Genomic DNA, 22,848 nt, shown 5'->3' with positions numbered 1-22,848 from the left:
GTTGACTGGTTTTTTTAATCTGTTCACCCTGGCTGCAAATATTCCCGCAACGCCTGCACCGTCCGCGCTGTCGCCCCCTGGTTCCTTGCCGAAAACGCCAGGCCGGCTGCGACCGCTTTCGCCAGCGCAGCCGGATCTTCAGCCAGCACCAGTCCGGCACGCACCGCTTCTTCCATGTCCGCCACGCGCCGCGCCGCGCCCTCGGCCTCGGCCAGCGCCGCCGCTTCGGTGAAATTGAAAGTGTGCGGCCCCATCACGACCGGGCAGCCGCAGGCGGCGGCCTCGATCAGGTTTTGCCCGCCCAGCGGCGCAAAGCTGCCGCCCAGCAGGGCCGCATCGCTCAGGCCGTAATACAGCGCCATCTCGCCCAGCGAATCGCCGAGCCAGACATCGGCGTTCATCGCCTCAGCGCTGTCGGCCGGGCTGCCGGTCCATTGCGAGCGGCGCGACACGCGCAGGCCGTGCTGCGCGGCGAGCGCGGCCACTTCGTCAAAGCGCTGCGGGTGGCGCGGAACGATCAGGGCCTTGAAACCAGCGGAGAGCTTATTTGCTACTGAATTCATAGCTGCTTGCGCAGGTGGGACGTGCGCAAAAGCCTTTATTTGCTTAAAAAGCTGGTCTTCCTCGCCTTCACGCGAGCTGGCGAACATCAACACCGGCTGCGCCAGCGACTGGCCCCAAGCCTGCCCTTTGGCCAGTTGGACGGCGTCCGGCGTGGCGTCGAACTTCAGATTGCCAAACACGCCGGCGACCGGCGCGCCCAGCTGGCGAAAATGCTCGGCGTCGCCTTCGGTTTGCGCGAACACCGCCGACAGCGCGCCATAAGCGGGCAGCGACAAGGGCGCCAGGCCCTGCGCCTGCTTGAGCGACTTTTCAGACAGCCGGCCATTGACCAGCACCAGCGGCATGCCACGCGCCCGGGCTTGGGCAACGAGGTTGGGCCAGATTTCAGTTTCCATCAGCAGGCCCAGGCGCGGCTTGAAGTGGCTGAAAAAGCGCTTCACCGCCGCCGGGCTGTCCCACGGCTGCCAGACCTGAATGTCCCCGGGCCGGCCCATGGACTTGAGCAGCACCCGCCCCTCTTCGCGGCCGGTGGCAGTGCCGTGGGTGAGCAGCAGCCGCAGCGCCGGATGCTGCGCGCGCAGCGCCTTGAGCAGCATGGCGGCGGTGCGGGTTTCGCCCAGCGACACGGCATGCACCCAGACCAGTTCCGCTTGCGTTTCAGGCGGCTGGCTGTAGTGGCCGAAGCGTTCGCCCACGGCTTCGAGGTAGCCGGGTTCCTGCCGCCCGCGCCGCGCCAGCTTGCGCCGCAGCAGCGGCTGGCCGAGCGTCATGAGCGCCGAATACAGCGCGCGCGCCCAGCCGCTCATTCGCCATCAGCCCCGGACGCCGACCATTCCAGGGCTTTGGAAGTCCGCTTCGGCGGCTCCTGCACGGTTTCCAGGCAACCGAGCCAAGCCTGCCAGACATCATCCACGCCAGGCTCGGGCGCGCCGTACACGCTGACCTGCCGCCCGCTGGCCGCGTCGGGGCCGGTGCGCCAGGCGGTATCGAAGTTGTAGAGCTGCACATGCGGCAGGTCCAGCGCCACGGCAATGTGGCTGACGCCGCTGTCCACGCCGATGACGCCGGCGCACTGGGCCAGCTCGTGCGTCAGCGCATCGAGCGGCAGCAGCGGCCAGACGATGGCATGGCCGGGCGCGCTTTCATTCAGCGCGCTGGCAATCGCCTGGCTTTTGCGCTGTTCTTTTTCATTGCCGTGGGGCAGCACGACCTGGTAGCCGGCGGCATTCAGGCGATGGCCCAGGGCCGTCCAGTGCGCGAGCGGCCATTCCTTGTCGGAGCGCGACGTACCATGCACGAAAGCCACCCTGTTTGCTATTATTTCAGGAGCATATACCTCCCGTCCTGCCTGGACAAAATGCCTTTTCAGCCCAAAGTCCGGGCTGGGCGCGAGGGAATAGCCCAGCGCCCGGGCCGCCAGTTCGCGCGAGCGCTGCACGGCGTGGATGTGCGGTGTGATGCGTATCGCCACGTCGGCCACCCAGCGCGTGGGGGCTTCGTAGCCGGAGCCGTCGGTCTGGTTGCCCAGCGCGTAACGCTTGCCGCCGGGCGCCAGCCGCGCCAGCCGCGCCACCACGGCGGATTTGGTCAGGCCCTGCAGATCGATGACCGCGTCGTAGTCGGTTTGTCGAAGGTCAGCCTTGAAGGCGTTCCACTGCTGGCGCGTGACCGCCGACAGCGGCGACTTGCTCCAGCGCCGGATTTCGCACGGAATGACACGGTGCAGCCCATGGTTCAGCGCCAGCACGGGGGCAAACGATTTCTCAACCACCCAGTCGATGCGCGCGCCAGGCAAGGCCGCGAGGATGTCCTGCACCACCGGCAGGGCATGCACCACATCGCCCAGGGACGAGAGCTTGACCAAAAGAATGTTCACGCGGGTTTGCTGACTTCCTCCTTCCCGCCTTTGGGGGAAGGTTGGGATGGGGGCTCCTGGCCGCGCTCGCCCAGGCACGTAGCCCAGCGACTCTTCTCAGAGCCAGCCATGGCACCAGGCAGCGATTTTCGTGCGGCCTCCGCGAACCCCCATCCCGGCCTTCCCCCAGCGGGGGAAGGAGCAAAACCAGGCACCATCAATGCGCAGGCGCGGCGAACACCGCATCGGGCTTCACGCTGCGCAGCAGCACCAGCATGGCGGCCTGGATGCGGTCCAGCGCCGCCTGCGTCTGGCCTTCAAAGCGCAGCACCAGCACCGGCGTGGTGTTCGACGCGCGGATCAGGCCAAAGCCGTCGGGCCAGTCCACGCGCACGCCGTCGATGGTCGAAATCTTGGCGGGCGCGTCGAAATGCGCGGCCTTGATCAGCGCGGCCACCGCCGTGTGCTGCTCGCCTTCGGCGCAGGGCACGTTGATCTCGGGCGTGCTGAAGCTGGTCGGCAGGCTGTTGAGCAGCACGCCGGCATCGGGCGCCTTGCTGACGATTTCGAGCAGCCGGCAGCCGGCATAGGTGCCGTCATCAAAACCGAACCAGCGTTCCTTGAAGAAGATGTGGCCGCTCATCTCGCCGCCCAGCGGGGAGTTGACTTCCTTCATCTTGGCCTTGATCAGCGAATGGCCGGTCTTGAACATCAGCGGCACGCCGCCGGCGGCTTCGATGTCGGGCGCCAGGCGCTGCGAGCATTTCACGTCATAGACGATGGTGCCGCCCGGCACGCGGCTCAGCACGTCGCGCGCGAACAGCATCATCTGGCGGTCGGGGTAGATGTTCTGGCCGTCCTTGGTGACGATGCCCAGGCGGTCGCCGTCGCCGTCGAAGGCCAGACCGAGTTCGGCGTCGCCGGCCTGCAGGGCCTTGATCAGGTCCTGCAGGTTCTCGGGCTTGCTTGGGTCGGGATGGTGGTTGGGAAAGTTGCCGTCGACCTCGCTGAACAGCTCGGTGACTTCGCAGCCGATGGCCCGGAAAATGTCGGGCGCGGTTGCGCCGGCCACGCCGTTGCCGCAATCGACGACGATCTTCATGGGCCGGGACAGCTTGATGTCGGACACGATGCGTGCCTGGTAGGCGGCCGTCACATCCTCCTGGCGCACCGAGCCGCCGGCCTTCAGGCGCCAGGTTTCTTCTTCCATCATGGCGCGAATGGCCTGGATGTCGTCGCCATAGATGGCACGCCCGGCCATGACCATCTTGAAGCCGTTGTAGTCCTTGGGGTTGTGGCTGCCGGTGACCTGGATGCCGCTGTTGCACAGGGTGTTGGCCGCGAAATACAGCATCGGCGTGGTGACCATGCCGACATCGATCACCTCGATGCCAACCGCCACCAGGCCGCGCACCAGCGCGGCGCTGAGCGCCGGGCCGCTGAGCCGGCCGTCGCGGCCGACCGCCACTGCCGTTTCGCCCTGCGCCAGCGCAATGGAGCCAAAGGCCTTGCCGATGGCCTCGGCAACCGCTTCGGTCACCGTGCTGGGGACAACGCCCCGGATGTCATAGGCCTTGAAGATCGAAGCGGCTACTTGCATGGTGAGGCTCTTTTCAAAGGGGTGATGGCGCTACAGGGCCGGAGTACAGGAAAGAAAAAAACAACGACCGGGAATTCTATACAGCGCCTGTAACCGCGAGGAAACATGAGGCGACCCGGCTAAACGGGCCTTGTTCATACACGCGCCTCAAGCTGCTGCCCTGGCGCTCTGGTACAGCGTCATGTACTGCGCGGCGGCCGCTTCCCATGAGAAATTCTGCGCCATGCCGCGCAGCATCATCTGGCGCCAGAGCGCGGGCTGGTCGTGGGCAGCAACCGCCTGGCGCAGCGCCTGCGCCAGCGCGGCGGGCGTGGCCGGGCCGAAACTGAAACCGGTGGCCGAGTCGTTCAGCACGGCGGCCTGCGTGGCGCCGACCACTGTGTCGGCCAGGCCGCCAACATGCCGCACCACCGGCACCGTGCCGTAGCGCAGGGCGTAAAGCTGGGTCAGGCCGCAGGGTTCGAAGCGCGACGGCACGAGCATTGCGTCGGCACCAGCGATCATGCGGTGCGCCAGCGCCTCGTCATACACCAGCCGCACCGCGACACGGCCCGGATGCACGGCCGCCGCCTGGGAAAAGGCGGCTTCGAGCGCCGGGTCGCCATTGCCCTGAACGGCCAGCTGGGGGCCGCCCGCCGCCGGAAAATCGAGCAGCGCGGGCAAGGCGTCAAGCAACAGGTCCAGTCCCTTTTGCGACGTCAGCCGGCTGACGACGCAAAACAGCGGCGCGCCGGCATCGACGTTCAAGCCCAATTCGCGCTGCAGGGCCGCCTTGCACAGCGCCTTGCCGTCCAGCCTGTCGGCCGAATACGGCGCGGCGATCAAGATGTCGGTGGCCGGGTTCCAGACGGCGCCGTCCACCCCGTTCAGGATGCCGGACACGTCCGCGCCCCGGGCACGAATCACGCCGTCCAGGCCGCAGCCAAACGCGTCGGTGGCAATTTCATGCGCATAGGTCGGGCTCACCGTGGTGATGCGCTGGGCATATTTCAAGCCGGCTTTCATGAAGGACAGCTGGCCATGGAATTCGAGCCCGACCGGCACCATCAGGCGCGACGGCAGGCCGAGCAGGTGAAAGTCGCCCTCGTCGAACAGGCCCTGGTAGGCCAGGTTGTGGATCGTGAACACCGTGGCCGCGCGGGTGCCGGGATGGCAGGCGGCATAGGCGCAGGCCATGGCCGCGTGCCAGTCGTGGGCATGCAGCACGTCGGGCGTCCAGTCGGGGTCCAACTCGCCGGCGGCCAGGTGCGCAGCCACCCAGCCGAGCAGTCCAAAGCGCTGCAGGTTATCCAGCCACTCGCTGCCGTCGGGCGCCAGGTAAGGGTTACCCGGTCGCTGGTAAAGATAAGGCGCGTCGATCACATAGGCGGCGACGCCGTTGTGTGCCAGCCGGCCCAGGCGCAGGGTGACGCGGCCGGCGCCAAACATGGCGCCCAGTTCGCAGATCGCCTGCTGGTCGGGCACGCCCGCCAGAATGGCCGGCAGGCCGGGCAGCACCAGCCGGACATCGGCGCCTTGCGCCATCAGTGCCTCGGGCAGCGCGCCAACCACGTCGGCCAGCCCGCCGGTCTTGATGAGCGGAAACACCTCGGCGGCAGCATGCAGGATTTTCATATTGCAATCTTCTCCAGCATGCTCCGGGTGACCAGCGTGATGCCGTTCGGGCTGCGGTGAAACCGCTGGCTGTCAAGTTCAGCGTTTTCGCCAATCACCATGCCGTCGGGAATGGTGCAGCCCCGGTCCACCACCACGCGGTTCAGGCTGGCGCCTTGCCCCACCTGAACGCCGGGCAGCAGCACCGACCACTGGACCCTGGCGTGGGAGTGAACCCGCACGCTGGAGAACAGCACCGAGCGAAACACATAGCCCGACACGATGCAGCCGCCCGACACGGTCGATTCGATCGCCATGCCGCGCCTGTCCTCCTGGTTATGCACGAACTTGGCCGGCGGCAGCTGTGCCTGGTAGGTCCAGATCGGCCAGTGCTGGTCGTACAGGTTGAGTTCGGGGTCGGTGGCGGTCAGGTCGATGTTCGCCTCCCAGTAGGCGTCTATGGTTCCGACATCGCGCCAGTAGGGCTCTGCCACGTCGCTGGACGGCACGCAGCTCAGCGCGAACGGATGCGCCGCCACCTCGCCGTTCTTCACCGCGCGGGGAATGATGTCCTTGCCAAAGTCATGGCTCGAATCCGCATCAGCCATGTCGCGCGCCAGTTCCTTGTAGAGGTACCCGGCGTTGAAGATGTAGATGCCCATGCTGGCCAGCGCCATGTCAGGGCGGCCCGGCATGCCCGGCGGGTCGGCGGGTTTTTCGAGGAATTCAGTGACCATGCTGTGCTCGTCGACCGCCATTACGCCAAAGGCGCTGGCTTCCATGCGCGGCACGGCGATGCAGCCGACAGTGCAGTCACGGCCCTTGGCTACATGGTCGGCGAGCATCAGCGCGTAGTTCATCTTGTAGATGTGGTCGCCGGCCAGCACCACGATGTAGTCGGCGCCGTAGCTTTCCAGGATGTCGTGGTTCTGCTGCACCGCGTCGGCCGTTCCCCGGTACCAGTGTTCGTTGTCGTTGCGCTGCTGGGCCGGCAGCAGATCGACGAACTCGTTCATCTCGGTCTTCAGGAAGGCCCAGCCGCGCTGCAGGTGCCGCAGCAGGCTGTGGCTCTTGTACTGGGTGATGACGCCAATGCGCCGTATGCCCGAATTGAGGCAGTTCGACAGCGCGAAATCAACGATCCGGAACTTGCCGCCGAAATAGACTGCCGGCTTGGCCCGGCTGTCGGTCAGGTTCATCAGGCGGCTGCCGCGTCCGCCGGCCAGCACCAGGGCAATGGCGCGTTTAGGCAAGTCAAGGCTTTGTGCAAGTTCGTTGGGTTTCATTTTGTCCTTGACACAGAGGTGGTTTGGAAAGGGCTTCGCCATCTTAATACCGGGCCTTCAAAGGAACGCCGGTCAGCGTTTGCCGCATGCGAGAATCAGCGGAATTTGACGGCTGGCCCACTCCTTGCAGGTAGCCTGCCTGTCTGCCGCACCTCAAAGGATACCGCCGTGAACTCACTCCCACCGATCGCCAAACATGCCCTGGCGGCGCAAATCGAAGATCATTTGCTGTGCACTGTCGGCGTGGCCTCCGAAGACGCCAGCCGCACCGACCTGATGCAGGCCGTGGCCCAAGTGGCGCGCCAGCAACTGTCCCGGCGCTGGGTCGAAACCCAGTCGCACCAGCACGCGGCCAAGGCGCGCCGGGTGGTCTACCTGTCGATGGAATTCCTGATGGGCCGCACGCTGTCGAACGCGCTGGCCGCGCTTAACCTGACCAGCGGCGCGGCTCAGGGCTTGATCCAGCATGCCCAGACCCTGGAAGACGTGGCCGACCGCGAGGCCGACGCAGCCCTGGGCAACGGCGGCCTGGGCCGGCTGGCGGCATGCTTTCTCGACTCGATGGCGACGCTCGGCCTGCCCTCGTTCGGCTACGGCATCCGCTATGAATACGGCATGTTCGCGCAGGAAATCCAGGATGGTTCGCAGGTCGAATACCCCGACCCGTGGCTGCAGGACGGCACGCCGTGGGAATTTCCGCGCGCCGGCATCAGCTACCCGGTGCGTTTTGGCGGCTGGGTCGAGCACCTGAACGGTACGCCCGTCTGGCGCCACGCCGGCGAAGTCGCCGCCAAGGCCTACGACATGGTCGTGCCCGGCCACGGCACGCCGCTGGTCAGCACATTGCGCCTGTGGAAGGCCGTGGCGCCGGCGCACATCGACCTGAACGCCTTCAACACCGGCGACTATGCCCGGGCGGCGACGGCCAAGAACGAGTTCGAGAACATCTCCTGGGTGCTTTACCCCAACGACAGCACGCCGGCCGGACGCGAGCTTCGCCTGAAGCAGGAATATTTTTTCGTCGCCGCGTCAATACAAGATTTGGTCAAGCGCCACCTGGACGAGCACCCGACCCTTGGCAACCTGGCCGAACAGGTCGCGATTCACCTGAACGACACGCATCCGGCCATCGGTGTGGCCGAACTCATGCGGCTGCTGTGCGACGAACACAAGATGCCGTGGGCTGACGCCTGGGCGCTGTGCGGCAAGACCTTCTCGTACACCAACCACACCCTGATGCCCGAGGCGCTGGAAACCTGGCCGGTCGCCTTGATACAGCATGTGCTGCCGCGCCACCTGGAAATCATTTTCCGCATCAACAAGGAATTCCTGGAAATGGCCGCGCGCCACCGCCCGGGCGACAACGCATTTTTGGCGCGGCTGTCGCTGATCGACGAGCACGGCGAGCGCCGCGTGCGCATGGCGCATCTGTCGGTGGTCGGCAGCCACAAGGTCAACGGCGTGTCGGCGCTGCATTCGGATTTGCTGGTGCAGACCATCTTTGCCGACTTTGCCGACCTCTGGCCCGAGCGCTTCACCAACATGACCAACGGCGTCACGCCCCGGCGCTGGCTGGCGCAGGCCAACCCGGGCCTGTCTGCATTGCTGGACAGCACGCTGGGCAGGCAATGGCGGCTGGACCTGGACCAGCTCAAGCGGCTGGGCGAACACCGCAGCGATACCGAATTCCAGGGCAAGTTCATGGCCATCAAGCGTGCCAACAAGGCCCGGCTGGCGGCCTACATCGAAAAAACGACAGGCATCGCCGTCAGCCCCGACACTTTGTTCGACGTGCAGGTCAAGCGCATCCACGAATACAAGCGCCAGCTGCTCAACCTGCTGCATGTGGTGACGCGCTACCAGGCCATCCTGGCCAACCCGAATGCCGACTGGGTGCCGCGCACGGTGATTTTTGCCGGCAAGGCGGCATCGAGCTACCACACGGCCAAGTCCATCATCCGGCTGATCCACGATGTCGGCAGCGTCATCAACCAGGACAAGCGCATCGGCGGCAAGCTCAAGCTGGTGTTCGTGCCGAATTACGGTGTGTCGGTCGCCGAGGTCATCATGCCGGGCGCTGATTTGTCCGAGCAGATTTCCACCGCCGGCACCGAAGCCTCGGGCACCGGCAACATGAAGCTGGCCCTGAACGGCGCGCTGACCATAGGCACCGACGACGGCGCCAACATCGAAATCCGGCAGAACGTGGGAGATGACAACATCTTCATCTTTGGCTTGACCACGCCCGAGGTGCATGCGCTGCGGCAAAACGGCTACCAGCCGATGCGCTATTACGAAAGCCTGCCTGCGCTTAAAAGCGTGCTGGACGCGATTGCCGGCGGCCAGTTCTCGCCTGGCGAGCCGGGGCGCTACCGCGCGCTCGTCGATTCGCTGCTGTGGGGCGGCGACCATTACCTGCTGCTGGCCGATTACGAGGCGTATGTGGCTACCCAGCTGCGCGTGGACGCGCTCTACCGCCAGCCCGCGCAGTGGTGCGAGCGGGCGATTGCCAACGTGGCGGGCATGGGCGTGTTTTCATCGGACCGGACGATCCGCGACTACGCCCGCCAGATCTGGAACATCGAACCCGCTGCGCACTGAGCGCGCTTTTTTGACCGCACCCGAGGACAGTTCCATGCTGAACCCGCAAGAGATAGAACTGATTTGCAATGCCCGCCACGGCGACCCGTTCTCGGTGCTGGGGCCGCATGCGGACGATGGCGGCGTGTCGATCCGCGCTTTTTTGCCCAGCGCCCGGCGGGTCGAGGTGCTCGATGCCGATTCAGGCCACCCGATCGGCACGCTGGAACAGCAGCATCCCGACGGATTTTTCGAAAGCCTGCTGGCGCTGCCGACCCTAGGCGCCTACTGCCTGCAGGTGCAGTGGGACAACTACCAGACCGCCGTGATCGAAGACCCCTACCGCTTCGGGCCGGTGCTGGGCGAAATGGATGTCTGGCTGCTCGGCGAAGGCACGCATTTGCGGCCCTATGAGATCCTGGGCGCCAACCAGCGGGTGATGGATGGCGTGGATGGCACCAGCTTTGCCGTGTGGGCGCCGAATGCCGCGCGCGTCAGCGTGGTCGGCGACTTCAATGCCTGGGACGGCCGGCGCCACCCGATGCGCCTGCGGCGCGAGTGCGGCGTGTGGGAAATCTTCCTGCCCGGCGTCGAATTGGGCGCCCGGTACAAGTTCGAAATCCTCGCGGCCGACGGCCAGCTGCTGCCGGCCCGCGCCGACCCGTATGCGCGCCAAGCCGAACTGCGCCCCGCCACGGCCAGCATCGTCTCAAGCATGCCGGCGCGCCAGCCCGCGTCAAGCGCGCGCCAGCAGGCCAACGCGCTGGACGCGCCGCTGAGCATCTACGAAGTCCACCTCGGTTCCTGGCGGCGCATCGACGATCCGGCCAGCGGCCTGCAACGCTGGCTGACCTGGGACGAGCTGGCCGCGCAACTGGTGCCCTACGCCCTGGACATGGGCTTTACCCACCTGGAGCTGCTGCCGATCAGCGAGCATCCGTTCGACGGCTCCTGGGGTTATCAGCCCGTTGGCCTGTACGCGCCGACGTCGCGTTTCGGCGATGCCGAGGGCTTGACGCGCTTTGTTGCAAGCTGCCATGCGGCGGGCATCGGCGTGATGCTCGACTGGGTGCCGGCGCACTTTCCGACCGACGCCCACGGGCTGGGCAATTTTGACGGCACGCCGCTGTATGAATACGCCGATCCGCGCGAAGGCTTCCACAACGACTGGAACACGCTGATCTACAACCTGGGCCGCACCGAGGTGCGCAACTTCCTGATCGGCAATGCGCTGTACTGGCTGGAGCGCTTCGGCGTCGATGGCCTGCGCGTCGATGCGGTGGCGTCGATGCTCTACCGCGACTACAGCCGCAAGCCCGGCGAATGGATTCCCAACCGGCTAGGCGGGCGCGAAAACCTGGAAACCATTGATTTCCTCAAGCGCATGAACGAGGTGATTGGCCATGAGCGGCCGCAAGCCGTCACCATGGCCGAGGAATCCACCTCGTTTCCCGGCGTGTCGCGCCCGACCTTTTCAGGCGGCCTGGGCTTTCATTACAAATGGAACATGGGCTGGATGCACGACACGCTGCAGTACATGGCGCGCGATCCGGTATACCGCCGGCATCACCAGAACGAAATGACTTTCGGCCTGGCCTATGCCTTCAGCGAAAACTTCGTGCTGCCCATCTCGCATGACGAGGTAGTGCACGGCAAGGGCTCGCTGCTGGGCAAGATGCCCGGCGACCCCTGGCAGCAATTCGCCAACCTGCGCGCCTACCTGGGCTTCATGTTCGGCCACCCCGGCAAGAAGCTGCTGTTCATGGGCTGCGAATTTGCGCAGATGCGCGAATGGAGCCACGACCGCAGCCTGGACTGGCACCTGCTGGACGATGAACGGCATGTGGGCGTGCACCGGCTGGTGCGCGACCTGAACCAGTTCTACCGCACCACCCCGGCCCTTTTCGAGCTCGACTTCGTGCCCGCCGGTTTTGAATGGATGAACCACCAGGATGCGGCGCATTCGGTGCTCGGCTTCGTGCGCCGTGGCCTGGAGGCGCGGCGCTTGATTCTGGTGGCCTGCAACTTCACCCCCACGGTGCAGACGGCCTACCGCATCGGCGTGCCGCAGCCCGGCGAATACCGCGAGCGGCTCAACACCGACTCGGCGCATTACGGCGGCAGCAACCAGGGAACGCCGCTGGGCGCCGCGACGACAGAGCCGGTGCCCTGGCACGGCCAGCCGCACTCCGTCCTGCTGACGCTGCCGCCGCTGGCGACGGTCTTCCTCGAATGGACCGCATGAAGCCGGCCTTGCTTGCCGGCCGGCCCTGGCCGCTGGGCGCCAGCTGGGACGGCCACGGCGTGAACTTCGCTGTCTTTTCAGCCCATGCGCAGGCCATGGCGCTGTGCCTTTTCGACGAGGCCGGCAGTCTCGAAACCAGCCGCCTGATGCTGCCCGCCCACACCAACGATGTCTGGCACGGCTACCTGCCCGGCGCCGCGCCCGGCCTGGTCTACGGCCTGCGCGCCCACGGCCTGTGGCGGCCCGACCGGGGCCACCTGTTCAACCCGCATAAATTGCTGCTCGACCCCTATGCCCGCGAGGTCGTCGGTGATTTCGAATGGCGCGATGAATACTTCGGCGCCGACCGCCAGCATCCGCTGCACATGGACACGCGTGACAACGCCGCCACCGCGCTCAAGACCCGGGTGGTGCATGACCGTTTTGACTGGGAAGGCGACCAGCCGCCGGGCGTGCCGCTGCAGGACACGGTGCTGTACGAGCTGCACGTCAAGGGTTTCTCGAAACTGAATCCGCAAGTGCCTGAAGCGCTACGCGGCAGCTACGCCGGGCTGGCGCATCCGGCATCGGTGGCGCACCTGCAGCGCCTGGGCGTGACCAGCGTCAGCCTGCTGCCGGTTCACTTTGCGCTCGATGAGGAACGGCTGGCCGGCATGGGCCTGCGCAACTACTGGGGCTACAACACGCTGGCCTTCTTTGCGGCCAGCTCCAGGCTGGCGTCCGGCCAGGACGGATTGACAGCCCGCGATGAATTCCGGGCCATGGTCAAGACCCTGCATGCGCAGGGCATCGAGGTGCTGCTGGACGTGGTGTTCAACCACACCGCCGAAACAGATGGCAGCGGCCCGACCCTGAGCTTTCGCGGCCTGGACAACGCCAGCTATTACCGCCATCCGCCCGGCGCGCCCGCCGCGTTCGAGAACCACAGCGGCTGCGGCAACACGCTGGACATCCGCCAGCCCCGGGTGCTGCAACTGGTCATGGACAGCCTGCGCTACTGGGTCGGCGCCATGCATGTCGATGGCTTTCGCTTCGACCTGGCGCCGGTGCTGGGCCGGGGCGACCATGGCTTTGAGCCGGGCGGCGCTTTTTTCACCGCCGTGGCGCAGGACCCGGTGCTCTCAACGGTCAAGATGATTGCCGAGCCCTGGGACATCGGCCCGGGCGGCTACCAGGTCGGCAACTTTGCGCGCGGCTGGTTGGAGTGGAACGACCATTTCCGCGATGTGATGCGCGGCTTCTGGCTGCAGGACGACGACGGCGCGCGCTCGCGCGGCGACTTTGCGCTGCGCCTGTGCGCCTCGTCCGACCTCTATCAGCTGCGCAACCGGGCGCCAGCCGTGTCGGTCAACTACGTGGTGTCGCACGACGGCTTCACGCTGCGCGACCTGGTCAGCTACAACGAGCGCCACAACCAGGACAACGGCGAGAACAACCGCGACGGCCACGGCCACAACCTGAGCCACAACAGCGGCGCCGAAGGGCCGAGCGACGACCCGCTGGTCAACGACCTGCGCGGCCGGCTGCAGCGCGCCCTGCTGGCGACCACGCTGCTGGCGCAGGGAACGCCGATGCTGTGCGCCGGCGACGAACTCGGCCACAGCCAGCAAGGCAACAACAACCCATATTGCCAGGACAACGAGATCACCTGGATCGACTGGACCCGGCTTGACGACGACCTGATCGACTTCACCGCCTGGGTGCTTTCATTGCGCCGCCAGTTCCTGCCCTTTGGCAACCACTGGTACAGCGGGCTGACTGACACGCTGGGCCTGCATGACCTGTCGTGGCTGCACAGCAGCGGCGAGGCCCTGCAGGGCCAGGCCTGGAACGACAACAGCGAGCGTGTGCTGGGCTGCCTGATCGGCCAGCCGGGCCGGGCCCGGACGCCGCTGCTGCTCTTGGTCAACCCCGGTGCCGACGCGCATGACTTCATGCTGCCCGCCGGCGTCTGGCAGGCGGTGCTGGACACGGCGCACCCGCGCGGCCTGACCCGCTGGGAGGGACAGGGCGAATCACCCTTGCGGCTGGGCGCTCGCAGCCTGATGCTGCTGGTGGCCGCCGGAACCCAATTGCGCTTTTAGGAAAACATCATGCGGACCTTTCACCACGACATTCAAGGCAGGCAGCTGAATTGCTACTGAATTCATAGCTGCTTGTGCATACCCATAGTGCGCTAGAAGCCTTTTTGGCATATAAGTTGTAACTACTTACCTCGCCGCAGGTCAACGGCTTTGCCGGTCCTTGGTGTTGGCCTTGCTTGAAGATGTGTAGGGTTGCGTTCGCTTGGCGAAGCGCGGGGCTGCGGTCTCTTTTTCCTGCTTTTCCTGGGTTTTTGGGTGTGGAGCACCTGCCAGGCGGGGGTAACTTTCTTTTTTGCCAGAAAAGAAGGTTACCCCCGCCGGGAAGGCGCTCCAAACTTAAAATCACAGAAGAACCCGCCAAGCCAAAGCCAAAGCCAAAGGCAATCAACAAACGACACAGCGATCAAATCGAAAGCGTTGGCAGCTACATTTTTCAAGCAAAATATGGCTTCAGCGCAAGCAGCACGGGCATAAGCAGCTATTTAATTCATAGCAACCAAAGTTTCCCGACCGGCTTCGCAGCAGCTTGGCGGCCAAAGGCTGGCCGCTAATCCGACTTGGCAAGCAAGCCGCGCAGGCGGCTGATCACCTGGCTGTGCAGCTGGCACACCCGCGACTCGCTGACTTCCATCACAGCGCCAATCTCGCGCAGGTTCAGTTCTTCGTCGTAGTACAGGCTCAGCAGCAGGCGCTCACGCTCCGGCACGGCGTCGATCGCGTCGATCAGGCGCTGGCGCAGGCCGTTTTCCAGCAGCCTGGCCAGCGGGTCGCCGGTTTGCGCGCCGCCGTCGTGCTTGCTGCCGCAGTGCTGGTCGATGAAGGTGTTTTCCTGCTCGTTGCGGTCAAAGTCCTCGTAATAGACCAGCTGGCAGCCCTGGATTTCCTGCAGCAGGCTTTGGTAGGCCGGCAAGGGCAATTGCAGCTCGGCGGCAATCTCGCCCTCGGTGGGATGGCGTCCGCGCTTTTGCTCCTGCGACTGGATGGCCTTGGCCACGCCGCGCGAAGACTGCCGCAGGCCGCGCGACACCCAGTCGTTGGCGCGCAGTTCATCGAGCATGGCGCCCCGGATGCGCTGGCCGGCGTAGGTTTCGAACTTGGCGCCCTGGTCGTCCTGGTAGCGGCCCATGGCATCGAGCAGGCCGATCATGCCGGCCTGGATCAGGTCGTCCAGGTCCACGCTGGCCGGCAGCTTGGCAATCAGCTGCAGCGCCAAGCGCCGCACCAGGGGGGCATATTGCGTCAGCAGGCCAGCGGTGCCGGCGGTATCGATTTTTCCCTGGCATGTGTACATCGAGGAGGAATCCTGCATTTCTGACAATCTGATAGGGGTTTCGGGCCGCTGCTTCAGTGCAGACCGGCCGATGGCTGAATTTCATGGCCCGCTTTCTGGCTGGAAAACTGAAGGGGCGTGCGGTCCGCTGCCGCCGGACACGGCCAGGTCACCAGGTCCGAGGCAATCTGCAAGAAGTCCCGGGCGGCGGCGCTGGCGCTGAAGGCCTGGACGACGCTCAGGTTGAGCCGCCGGGCCTGCGCCAAAAAAGGATCGGCCCTGACAAATCCGGCAGGCTCCAGCGCCATGCCAAGGTAGCGGCTGCCGGTGGAAGCCAGGTTGGCCAGCAGGCGCTGGGCCTGGGCCGGGTCGGCGGACTCGTTGACCAGCACCCGCAGGTGCGCCAGCGCATGCGCATAGTGCAGCTTCTTGATGCACAGATAGGTTTGCGTGATGGCTTCGCTGCTGGCCGCGCAGACCACCACGATGTGGTCGGCACTGGCGGCCAGCGGCGACAGCGCGCCGTCGCTGTTCACGACGGCATCGACCAGCACCAGCCGGCCGCCGCGCGCCGGCGGCGCCCGCTGCGGGCCGCTGCGCTCGTCCAGCAGCAGCACGTCCCGGCCCTGCTGCGCCAGGGCTGCCGCCAGGTTAAGCGCGACGCTGCAGGCGCCGGTGTCAGTCGCGGCATCGACCAGCGTGACACGCCGTGCGGTATTGCCGGCCATCAGCCGCCGCAGCCCGTCGGCCTGGTCCATTACTGGGTTTTCCACAACCCGCTCCTTGTCTCGCTGTCGGCCGCCGGCTCCACGGCGGGCGCTGAAGCCACCTCGCCGGTTTCCATTGCATCCAGAAGCACAAACAGCTTGCCCAGTCCTTCAAGCAAGGCGCGGCCCGGAACCGGCCGGTCTGCCCGGAGCGCCTGGCCGGCCAGTTGGGCCATGACCCTGCGCGCCGTTTCGGCCCAGCCCTGCTTCGCCTGCTGCAGGCCAAACACCGTGATGGCGGCTTGTGCGGCAATCAGCAGCTTCCTGAGCACTGTTGTCTCAAGCGGCAACTGGCTGGCTTCGAGTTGCTGGACGGCCTGCTTGAGCAGGCTGAAATACGGCACGCAGGCCCCCCGCCAGCCAGACCATTGCGCGATTTTCCGGGGTTCGGCCAGGATGTCCGGGCTCGCCAGCAGGTAACCCTGCTCGAGCTGCTGACCGCTGGCATCGGCTATGCGCCTGACCACGCAGCGCACCGTGGGCGCTTCTGGCGCACCGGCGGTCCTGGAATCGGCCCGCAGCCGAACGCGCATTTCAGCAACTGACAGGAATGCCTTGCGGCCCTTGAACACCACGGGTTCGGCTGGACTGAATGCCAGCGCAGCAGCCAGGGCCGCCAGCGTTGCCAAAGGACTGTCGGAGGCGAATTCCACCTGCAGACTGGCCGGCGCGGACGCCACCCAGCGCAACCCGACGGATTGCCATTCCTGAATCTGTTCCGATGTGGTCTGGCTATCGAACAGGTAGATGAAGGGCTTGCTGTCGAATTCATCCGGCCAGGTGCCGCCAGACTGCTTTTTGCCTGCTTTCGCGCTTCCTGCCGGCGTCAAGGGCATCGCTGCAAAAGGCAGGCCGGTGCGGTCGGACAGCAAGGCGGTGATGCGCCTGCGTTGGCTTGGCCTTTGCGGCAGGTCCGGCCCGGCCAGGCCAGTGACTGCCAGTATGTAATCTTTGCATGCGGCCTGGCTGTCAGCCTTGGCGCGGCTCAACATCGTCTGCAGGAATTGTTCTTCGCCCACGGCATCACCGGACAGTTGTCGCCAGAGCGCGCGGGTCTGGTCAAAGCCGATATCGGCGCCTGACAGGGCTGCAGCGCTGGCAGTCAATTCATGGGCGTTGTGCGCCAGCGTCTTGATCAGCTGCTGGCACTGCGCACGCAGGCGCTCGCTGACGGCTTCGGCCGCCGCCACCTTGGCATGGTCCCGCAAGGCCGAGGATTGCTCTTCAAGATCGGCTTCACCCGGAATAAACAGTGAACTCTGGCTCTTGGCTTCAAAAGCACTGTTGATCAGGCGTTTGCGGTCGCCGAGCATCAGGTGCTCGGGAACCTTCTGCCCGCTGGAGACATAGTGGACCGGCAACTGGTGGCGGATCACGATGTCGATCAGCGCGCCAGGATGCGTTGCTTCGTCCACCTTGGTCAGGATGCAGCCTGCCAGGCCGCTGCCGCCTGGCGCCTGGGCATCGCGGCGATAGGCCTTGACCACTTCGTTGAGCGTGTCGCCATGGCTGGCCGCATTGAGCAGCAGCAGGCGCTTGACCGGGCGGCTGGCGCCGCACAGCATGGCGATCTGCTCGGACACGGCGCGGTCGCGCTGGCTCATGCCGACCGTGTCGATCAGCACCATGTGCTTGTCGTGCAGGCTGGCAAGCACCGCGTCCAGGTCGCTCGCATCCTTGACCGCATGCACCGCCACGCCCAGGATTTGTCCATAGATGCGCAACTGCTCATACGCGCCAATGCGGTAGCTGTCGGTGGTGATCAGCGCAAGTTTTTCAGCCCCGAAACGCATCACGCAGCGCGCCGCCAGCTTGGCCGTGGTGGTGGTCTTGCCCACGCCGGTCGGCCCCATCAGGGCATACACGCCGCCTTCGTTCATCAGCGCATCTTCGTCTTCCAGCATGGGCATCTGGCTGGCCATGGCTGACTTGAGGTAGTCCAGCCCGCCGGCATGGTTCAGGCCGGCCGGAAGGTCGGCCAGCAGGTCTCTGGCCAGGCGGGCGCTGAAGCCGGCGCCCAGCAAGGTGCGCAGCAGCTGGCCGCGCAGCGGGTCGCGCCGCTGGGTCTTGTTCCATGCCAGGCCGGCGAGCTGCTCTTCGATCATGCCGCGCATGGAATGAATTTCGCGCAGCACGCTGGCGTCGCCTCTTGCGGTATCGGCCGCATCGGCCGGAGCCAGGGGCGCGGGTGAAACGGCAGGCACCGGCAGATGTGCGCGTAAAGGCGGCGCTGCAAGCACCAGCGGAACGGCGACCGCCGCAAGGCGGGCAGCGGCGGGCTCCTCCAGCGAAGCGACGATTTCCACCCCGTCGGCGGTCACGGTGCTCGACAAAATGAACGCATCGGGTCCCAGTTGCTCGCGCATCAGCCGCAGCGCTTTCAGGATGGAAGGCGCGACGATGGCAAGGGTTTGCGCCGCTGCTGGCTGGTTGCTGGTCATGACTTGCCTCCAATCGTGGCGGTGACGCGGATGGTGCGGGTGTCAGGAATCTCGGCATGCGACAGCACCCTGAGCTCAGGCAGGCTGCGGCGCAGAAAGCGCGCCAGCAACACCCGCAGCGGATGCTGCACCACCAGCACGGCGGGCAGGCCCAGCTGCGCCTGGCGCGCCATCGCCTCCTGGGTTTGCCGCAGCAGGTTGTCGGCCAGGCCGGGCTCCAGGCCATTGCTGTTGGACAGGGCCTGCAGCAGCATGCGGTCGAGCGAGCTGTCCAGGCCGATGACCTGCAACTGCTCGTTGCCGGGGTAAAGGTCCTGGATGATCGCCCGCCCCAGCGCCAGCCGGATCAGCGAGGTCAACTCGGTGGTGTCGGCCACCGCTGGCGCATGCTCGGCGAGCACATCGAGGATGGTGCGCATGTCGCGGATCGGCACGCTCTCGTCGAGCAGGTTCTGCAGCACCTTCTGCACACTGGTGAGCGACAGCGCCTTGGGCACCAGGTCCTGCACCAGCATGGGCGACTCCTTGCCAATGCGATCTAACAGCTGCTGCACTTCCTGACGCCCGAGCAGTTCGGCCGAATGCGTGTGGATCAGGTGGTTCAGGTGCGTGGCCACGACGGTGCTGGCATCGACCACGGTGTAGCCATAAATCTGCGCCTGCTCGCGCAGGCTGGCGTCGATCCAGATGGCCGGCAGGCCGAAGGCCGGGTCCTGGGTCGGGGTACCGGGCAGCGAGGCGCTGACCTGGCCCGGATTGATCGCCATCCACTGGCCGGGCGTCGCTTCGCCGCGCCCGATTTCGACGCCCTTGAGCTTGACGACATAGGCGTTGGGCTTGATTTCCAGGTTGTCGCGGATGTGCACCACCGGCACCAGAAAACCGATGTCCTGCGCGAACTTCTTGCGGATGCTCTTGATGCGGCCGAGCAGTTCGCCGTTTTGCGCCATGTCCACCAGCGAAATCAGCCGGTAGCCGACTTCCAGCCCGAGCGGATCGACCAGCGCCACATCGTCCCAGCTGGCTTCCTGCGATTCGGCCGGCGCAGGTGCGGGCGCGGGCGCTGCCGCGATTGCCAAGGTACTGACGGCGGCTTTTTGCATCACGCGCCGCCCCAGCCAGACCAGGCCGCCGGCAATCAACAGGAAGGCGATGTTCGGCATGCCCGGAATCATGCCCATCATGCCGATGACGCCGGCCGTCAGGAACAGCACCTGCGGATTGGCGAACAGCTGGCCGGTGAGCTGGCCGCCGACGTCCTCGTCGGTGGTCACGCGCGAGACGATCACGCCGGCGGCGGTGGAAATGACCAGCGCCGGAATCTGCGCGACCAGGCCGTCGCCGATGGCCAGCAGCGTGTAGGTGGTGCCCGCCTCGGCGAAACTCATGTCGTGCTGGGCCACGCCGACGATCAGGCCGCCAATGATGTTGATCACCAGGATCAACAGGCCGGCCACGGCATCGCCTCGAACGAACTTGCTGGCGCCGTCCATCGAGCCGTAGAAATCGGCCTCCTGCGAGACTTCGGCGCGGCGCTTGCGTGCCACGTCCTCGCCGATCAGGCCGGCGTTCAGGTCGGCATCAATCGCCATCTGCTTGCCCGGCATGGCATCGAGCGTGAAGCGCGCGCCCACCTCGGCAATGCGGCCCGCGCCCTTGGTGATGACCATGAAGTTGATCACCACCAAAATGATGAACACCATCACGCCGACGGCGAAATTGCCGCCGACCAGGAAGTGGCCGAAGGCTTCGATGACCTTGCCGGCCGCGTCCGGGCCGGTGTGGCCGTGCATCAGCACGACGCGGGTTGACGCGACATTGAGCGACAGGCGCAGCAGCGTGGTGAACAGCAGCACCGCCGGAAAAGCGGCAAAGTCCAGCGCCTTCATGGTGTACATGCTGACCAGCAGCACCATGATCGACAGCGCGATGTTGAAGGTGAACAGCAGGTCCAGCAGGAACGGCGGCAGCGGCAGCACCATCATGCTCAGGATCAGGATGATCAGCACCGGGCCGACCAGGCCCTTGCCCTTGTCGGCGCCCATCAGCATCGTTGGCAGCCGCCTCAGTGAATCCATCGCGCTCATGCCGGGCTTCCTTCGGTATCGAGTGTTTCAGGCACCGGCAGGTTCTTTGGCCTTGGCGGCAAGGCGCCGCCTTCGCTGGCCTGGCGGTGCAGCTGGTAGGCCCAGGCCAGCACTTCGGCCACGGCGGCATACAGGGCGACCGGAATCTCGGCATCCAGCCGGGTGTGGCGGAACAGCGCGCGCGTCAGCGGCGGCGCCTCCAACACCGGAATGTTGTGCTCCTGCGCCAGCGCGCGGATGCGCAAGGCCACCAGGTCGGCGCCCTTGGCAATCACGCGCGGCGCGCGCATGTCCTTGTCGCTGTATTTGAGGGCGACGGCAAAATGCGTCGGGTTGGTGACGATGATGTCGGCCTTGGGCACCTCGGCCATCATGCGGCGCTTGGCCATCTGCTGCTGCTGGCGCCGGATCTGCGCCTTGACCTGCGGGTCGCCGTCGCTTTCCTTTTGCTCTTGGCGCAAGTCCTCGCGCGACATGCGCAGCTTTTTGTGGTGGCTCCAGAGCTGGTAGGGCACGTCGATGCCCGCCACCAGCAGCAGCGAGCCGATGATCAGCGCGCAGGTCTTGGCCACCAGCTCCAGGGTATGCGCCAGCGCCTCGTGCACCGGCTCGCTCATCAGCCCCATGATGACCGGCAGGTTGCCCGAAATCACCCACCAGGCGAGGTAGCCGACCAGCAGCGACTTGACCAGGGTCTTGATCAGTTCGGCCAGCGTCTCGGTCGAGAACATGCGGCCGATGCCGGCGATCGGGTTCAGCTTGGAAAACTTCGGCATCAGCGACTTGCCAGAGAGCAGCCAGCCGCCCAGCAGCATCGGCGCGACCAGCGCGGCCACCATCATGGCGGCCAGCAGCGGCGCCAGCGCCTGCAGCGCATGGACGATGGTGCTGCCGGCCTGCACCATCATGTGCGACGCGTCGAAGGCCGAGGCGCGCTCGAACTGCAGGCCGTTGCGCAGCGCGCTGCCCAGGTGGTCAGCCATCAGGCCGCCGCTGGCCCACAGGCAGGCCAGCCCGGTGGACAGCATCACAAAGGTTCCGAGTTCCCGCGAGCGCGCAACCTGCCCTTCCTCATGGGCTTTTTCCAGCCGCCGGGGCGAGGCCGGTTCGGTTTTTTCGAGATCACTTTCTTCCGCCATCAATGCTCCGAAGCTTCAGACGCAAAGCCGTCCGACTTACAGAATTATTGAGGCGACAGGCCTGGACTGATAGGCCAAACAAGCCGGCGAAAAACCTGTTCCTTGGCCAATCAGACAGGCCGGCTGGCCAGAACGCATGCGTTCTAGCCAAAAAACATTTTTTAAGTATCAAATAGGCCTCTTGCGCACGGCGGGCGTACGCAAGCAGCTATAAATTCAGTAGCAAAACTGCCAGGCACCCTGCGCGCCGTGCCTGTCAGTCTTGGTGATTGCGCGCTAAAAGCCGAGGCTGGCCAGCAGGTCGTCCACCTGGTCCTGGCCATCGACAGCGTCGGGCAGGCCAGCGACAGTCTGCGGCCCGTGCAGCATTCCATGGCCGGGGTCGTGGCGTTTTTCAGGCGACGCATTGTCCATCAGCAGTTGCAGCAGCTGCGTGTCCATGTCCTGGATCACATGCATCATCTTCTTGATGACCTGGCCCGTCAGGTCCTGAAAATCCTGCGCCATCATGATTTCCATCAGCTGGGCATTGGTGGCGCTGACCTGCTTCGGCACGGCCGCCAGGTAGGCGCGGTTGTCGAGCACCAGTTCGCGTGCCGCGTCAAGTTCGACCGGATGCTCGAACCAGGCATCCCAGCGCTTGGTCAATGCCTTGGCCTGGCTGGCCAGGCCGTCCTGGATGGGCTGGGCCACGTCGATGGCGTTCAGCGCCCTTTCGGCGGCGCGCTCGGTCATCTGGGCGATGTAGCCCAGCCGGTCGCGCGCGTCGGGAATGGCTTCGGCCACCTTGGCGATGCCCTTGTCCAAACCCAGTTCGCGGATGCTTTCGCGCATCTGGCGCGTCAGCTGCCCAATGCGGTTGATGAGTTGCTCGGCTGAATCGGGAACGGTTTCGCTACAAACGTTTTCCTGCGCCATGTCACGCACTCTCTTTCGCGATTTTTTCAAAAATCTTGGTGATCTTTTCTTCCAGCGTGATGGCGGTGAAAGGTTTCACCACATAGCCGTTGGCGCCCGACTGGGCCGCTGCAATGATGTTTTCCTTTTTCGCCTCGGCCGTCACCATCAGCACCGGGAGTTTGGCCATGGTCGGATCGGCGCGGATGGCCTGCAGCATGGCCAGGCCATCCATGTTCGGCATGTTCCAGTCAGACACGACAAAACCGTAGTTGCCGCCCTTGAGCTTTTCAAGGCCGATGGCGCCGTCCTCGGCCTCGTCGACATTGACAAACTCCAGCTCCTTGAGCAGGTTGCGAATGATCCGGCGCATGGTCGGAAAATCGTCCACCACCAGGATTTTTATGTTTTTATCTACCACTTTCACTCCAAAAATTGAG

15 protein-coding genes are annotated in these 22,848 nt (G+C 65.3%); 3 read left to right on the top strand and 12 right to left on the bottom strand.

Annotated elements, in window-relative coordinates; translation table 11 throughout:
- Positions 1-23: 23 nt before the first annotated feature.
- The 5 genes from ACP7AD_RS05625 to glgC form a co-directional block, all read right to left on the bottom strand.
- Positions 24-1,370: a 3-deoxy-D-manno-octulosonic acid transferase gene (locus ACP7AD_RS05625; RefSeq protein ID WP_426145403.1), complete on the bottom strand. Its 1,347-nt coding sequence runs from the start codon at positions 1,368-1,370 to the stop codon at positions 24-26.
- Positions 1,367-2,440: a lipopolysaccharide heptosyltransferase I gene (waaC, locus tag ACP7AD_RS05620; RefSeq protein WP_426145402.1), complete on the bottom strand. Its 1,074-nt coding sequence runs from the start codon at positions 2,438-2,440 to the stop codon at positions 1,367-1,369. Before waaC ends, ACP7AD_RS05625 begins: the two co-directional genes overlap by 4 nt.
- Positions 2,441-2,636: 196 nt before the next feature.
- Positions 2,637-4,019, bottom strand: a complete 1,383-nt coding sequence (locus tag ACP7AD_RS05615; RefSeq protein ID WP_426145400.1) for a phosphomannomutase/phosphoglucomutase — start codon at positions 4,017-4,019, stop codon at positions 2,637-2,639.
- Between the two features lie 147 nt (positions 4,020-4,166).
- A complete protein-coding gene (gene glgA, locus ACP7AD_RS05610; protein ID WP_426145399.1) occupies positions 4,167-5,633 on the bottom strand; it encodes a glycogen synthase GlgA in 1,467 nt (488 codons plus the stop codon).
- Positions 5,630-6,898, bottom strand: coding sequence for a glucose-1-phosphate adenylyltransferase (gene glgC / locus ACP7AD_RS05605; RefSeq protein WP_426145397.1), 1,269 nt, complete (start codon positions 6,896-6,898; stop codon positions 5,630-5,632). The genes glgA and glgC overlap by 4 nt, the downstream gene beginning before the upstream one ends.
- Before the next feature lie 168 nt (positions 6,899-7,066).
- Here glgC and ACP7AD_RS05600 point away from each other — a divergent pair, with 168 nt between their 5' ends.
- From ACP7AD_RS05600 to glgX, 3 genes are read left to right on the top strand one after another with little or no spacing between them, the layout of a single operon-like run.
- Complete coding sequence (locus ACP7AD_RS05600; RefSeq protein ID WP_426145395.1) at positions 7,067-9,499, top strand: glycogen/starch/alpha-glucan phosphorylase; 2,433 nt, start codon at positions 7,067-7,069, stop codon at positions 9,497-9,499.
- Positions 9,500-9,533: 34 nt separating this feature from the next.
- Entirely contained in the window at positions 9,534-11,723 is a 2,190-nt protein-coding gene (gene glgB, locus ACP7AD_RS05595) for a 1,4-alpha-glucan branching protein GlgB (RefSeq protein ID WP_426145394.1), read from the top strand.
- The gene (glgX, locus tag ACP7AD_RS05590; RefSeq protein ID WP_426145393.1) at positions 11,720-13,807 is read left to right on the top strand and encodes a glycogen debranching protein GlgX; all 2,088 of its coding nucleotides are present in this window, start codon (positions 11,720-11,722) and stop codon (positions 13,805-13,807) included. The genes glgB and glgX overlap by 4 nt, the downstream gene beginning before the upstream one ends.
- A 547-nt stretch (positions 13,808-14,354) precedes the next feature.
- Here glgX and ACP7AD_RS05585 read toward each other — a convergent pair.
- The 7 genes from ACP7AD_RS05585 to cheY form a co-directional block, all read right to left on the bottom strand.
- Positions 14,355-15,098 carry an RNA polymerase sigma factor FliA gene (locus ACP7AD_RS05585; RefSeq protein WP_426145515.1) on the bottom strand — a complete coding sequence of 248 codons (744 nt, stop codon included), beginning with the start codon at positions 15,096-15,098 and terminating at the stop codon, positions 14,355-14,357.
- 53 nt (positions 15,099-15,151) lie between these two features.
- Entirely contained in the window at positions 15,152-15,850 is a 699-nt protein-coding gene (locus ACP7AD_RS05580; RefSeq protein WP_426145392.1) for a MinD/ParA family ATP-binding protein, read from the bottom strand.
- Positions 15,835-18,285: a flagellar biosynthesis protein FlhF gene (gene flhF, locus ACP7AD_RS05575; protein WP_426145391.1), complete on the bottom strand. Its 2,451-nt coding sequence runs from the start codon at positions 18,283-18,285 to the stop codon at positions 15,835-15,837. The genes ACP7AD_RS05580 and flhF overlap by 16 nt, the downstream gene beginning before the upstream one ends.
- Positions 18,282-20,372 (bottom strand): flagellar biosynthesis protein FlhA, encoded by a 2,091-nt coding sequence (flhA, locus tag ACP7AD_RS05570; protein ID WP_426145389.1) that lies wholly within the window; start codon positions 20,370-20,372, stop codon positions 18,282-18,284. Before flhA ends, flhF begins: the two co-directional genes overlap by 4 nt.
- Entirely contained in the window at positions 20,369-21,511 is a 1,143-nt protein-coding gene (flhB, locus tag ACP7AD_RS05565; RefSeq protein ID WP_426145388.1) for a flagellar biosynthesis protein FlhB, read from the bottom strand. Before flhB ends, flhA begins: the two co-directional genes overlap by 4 nt.
- Positions 21,512-21,787: 276 nt before the next feature.
- Complete coding sequence (gene cheZ / locus ACP7AD_RS05560; RefSeq protein WP_426145386.1) at positions 21,788-22,429, bottom strand: protein phosphatase CheZ; 642 nt, start codon at positions 22,427-22,429, stop codon at positions 21,788-21,790.
- 1 nt (position 22,430) lies between these two features.
- The gene (gene cheY, locus ACP7AD_RS05555) at positions 22,431-22,829 is read right to left on the bottom strand and encodes a chemotaxis response regulator CheY (protein ID WP_426145385.1); all 399 of its coding nucleotides are present in this window, start codon (positions 22,827-22,829) and stop codon (positions 22,431-22,433) included.
- Between the last annotated feature and the right edge of the window lie 19 nt (positions 22,830-22,848).

Source organism: Polaromonas sp. DSP2-3-2b2 (assembly GCF_049895905.1).
Lineage (GTDB): Bacteria > Pseudomonadota > Gammaproteobacteria > Burkholderiales > Burkholderiaceae_C > Polaromonas.
Note: the sequence above shows the minus strand (reverse complement) of the source record. Positions and strands in the feature narration are given on the sequence as shown.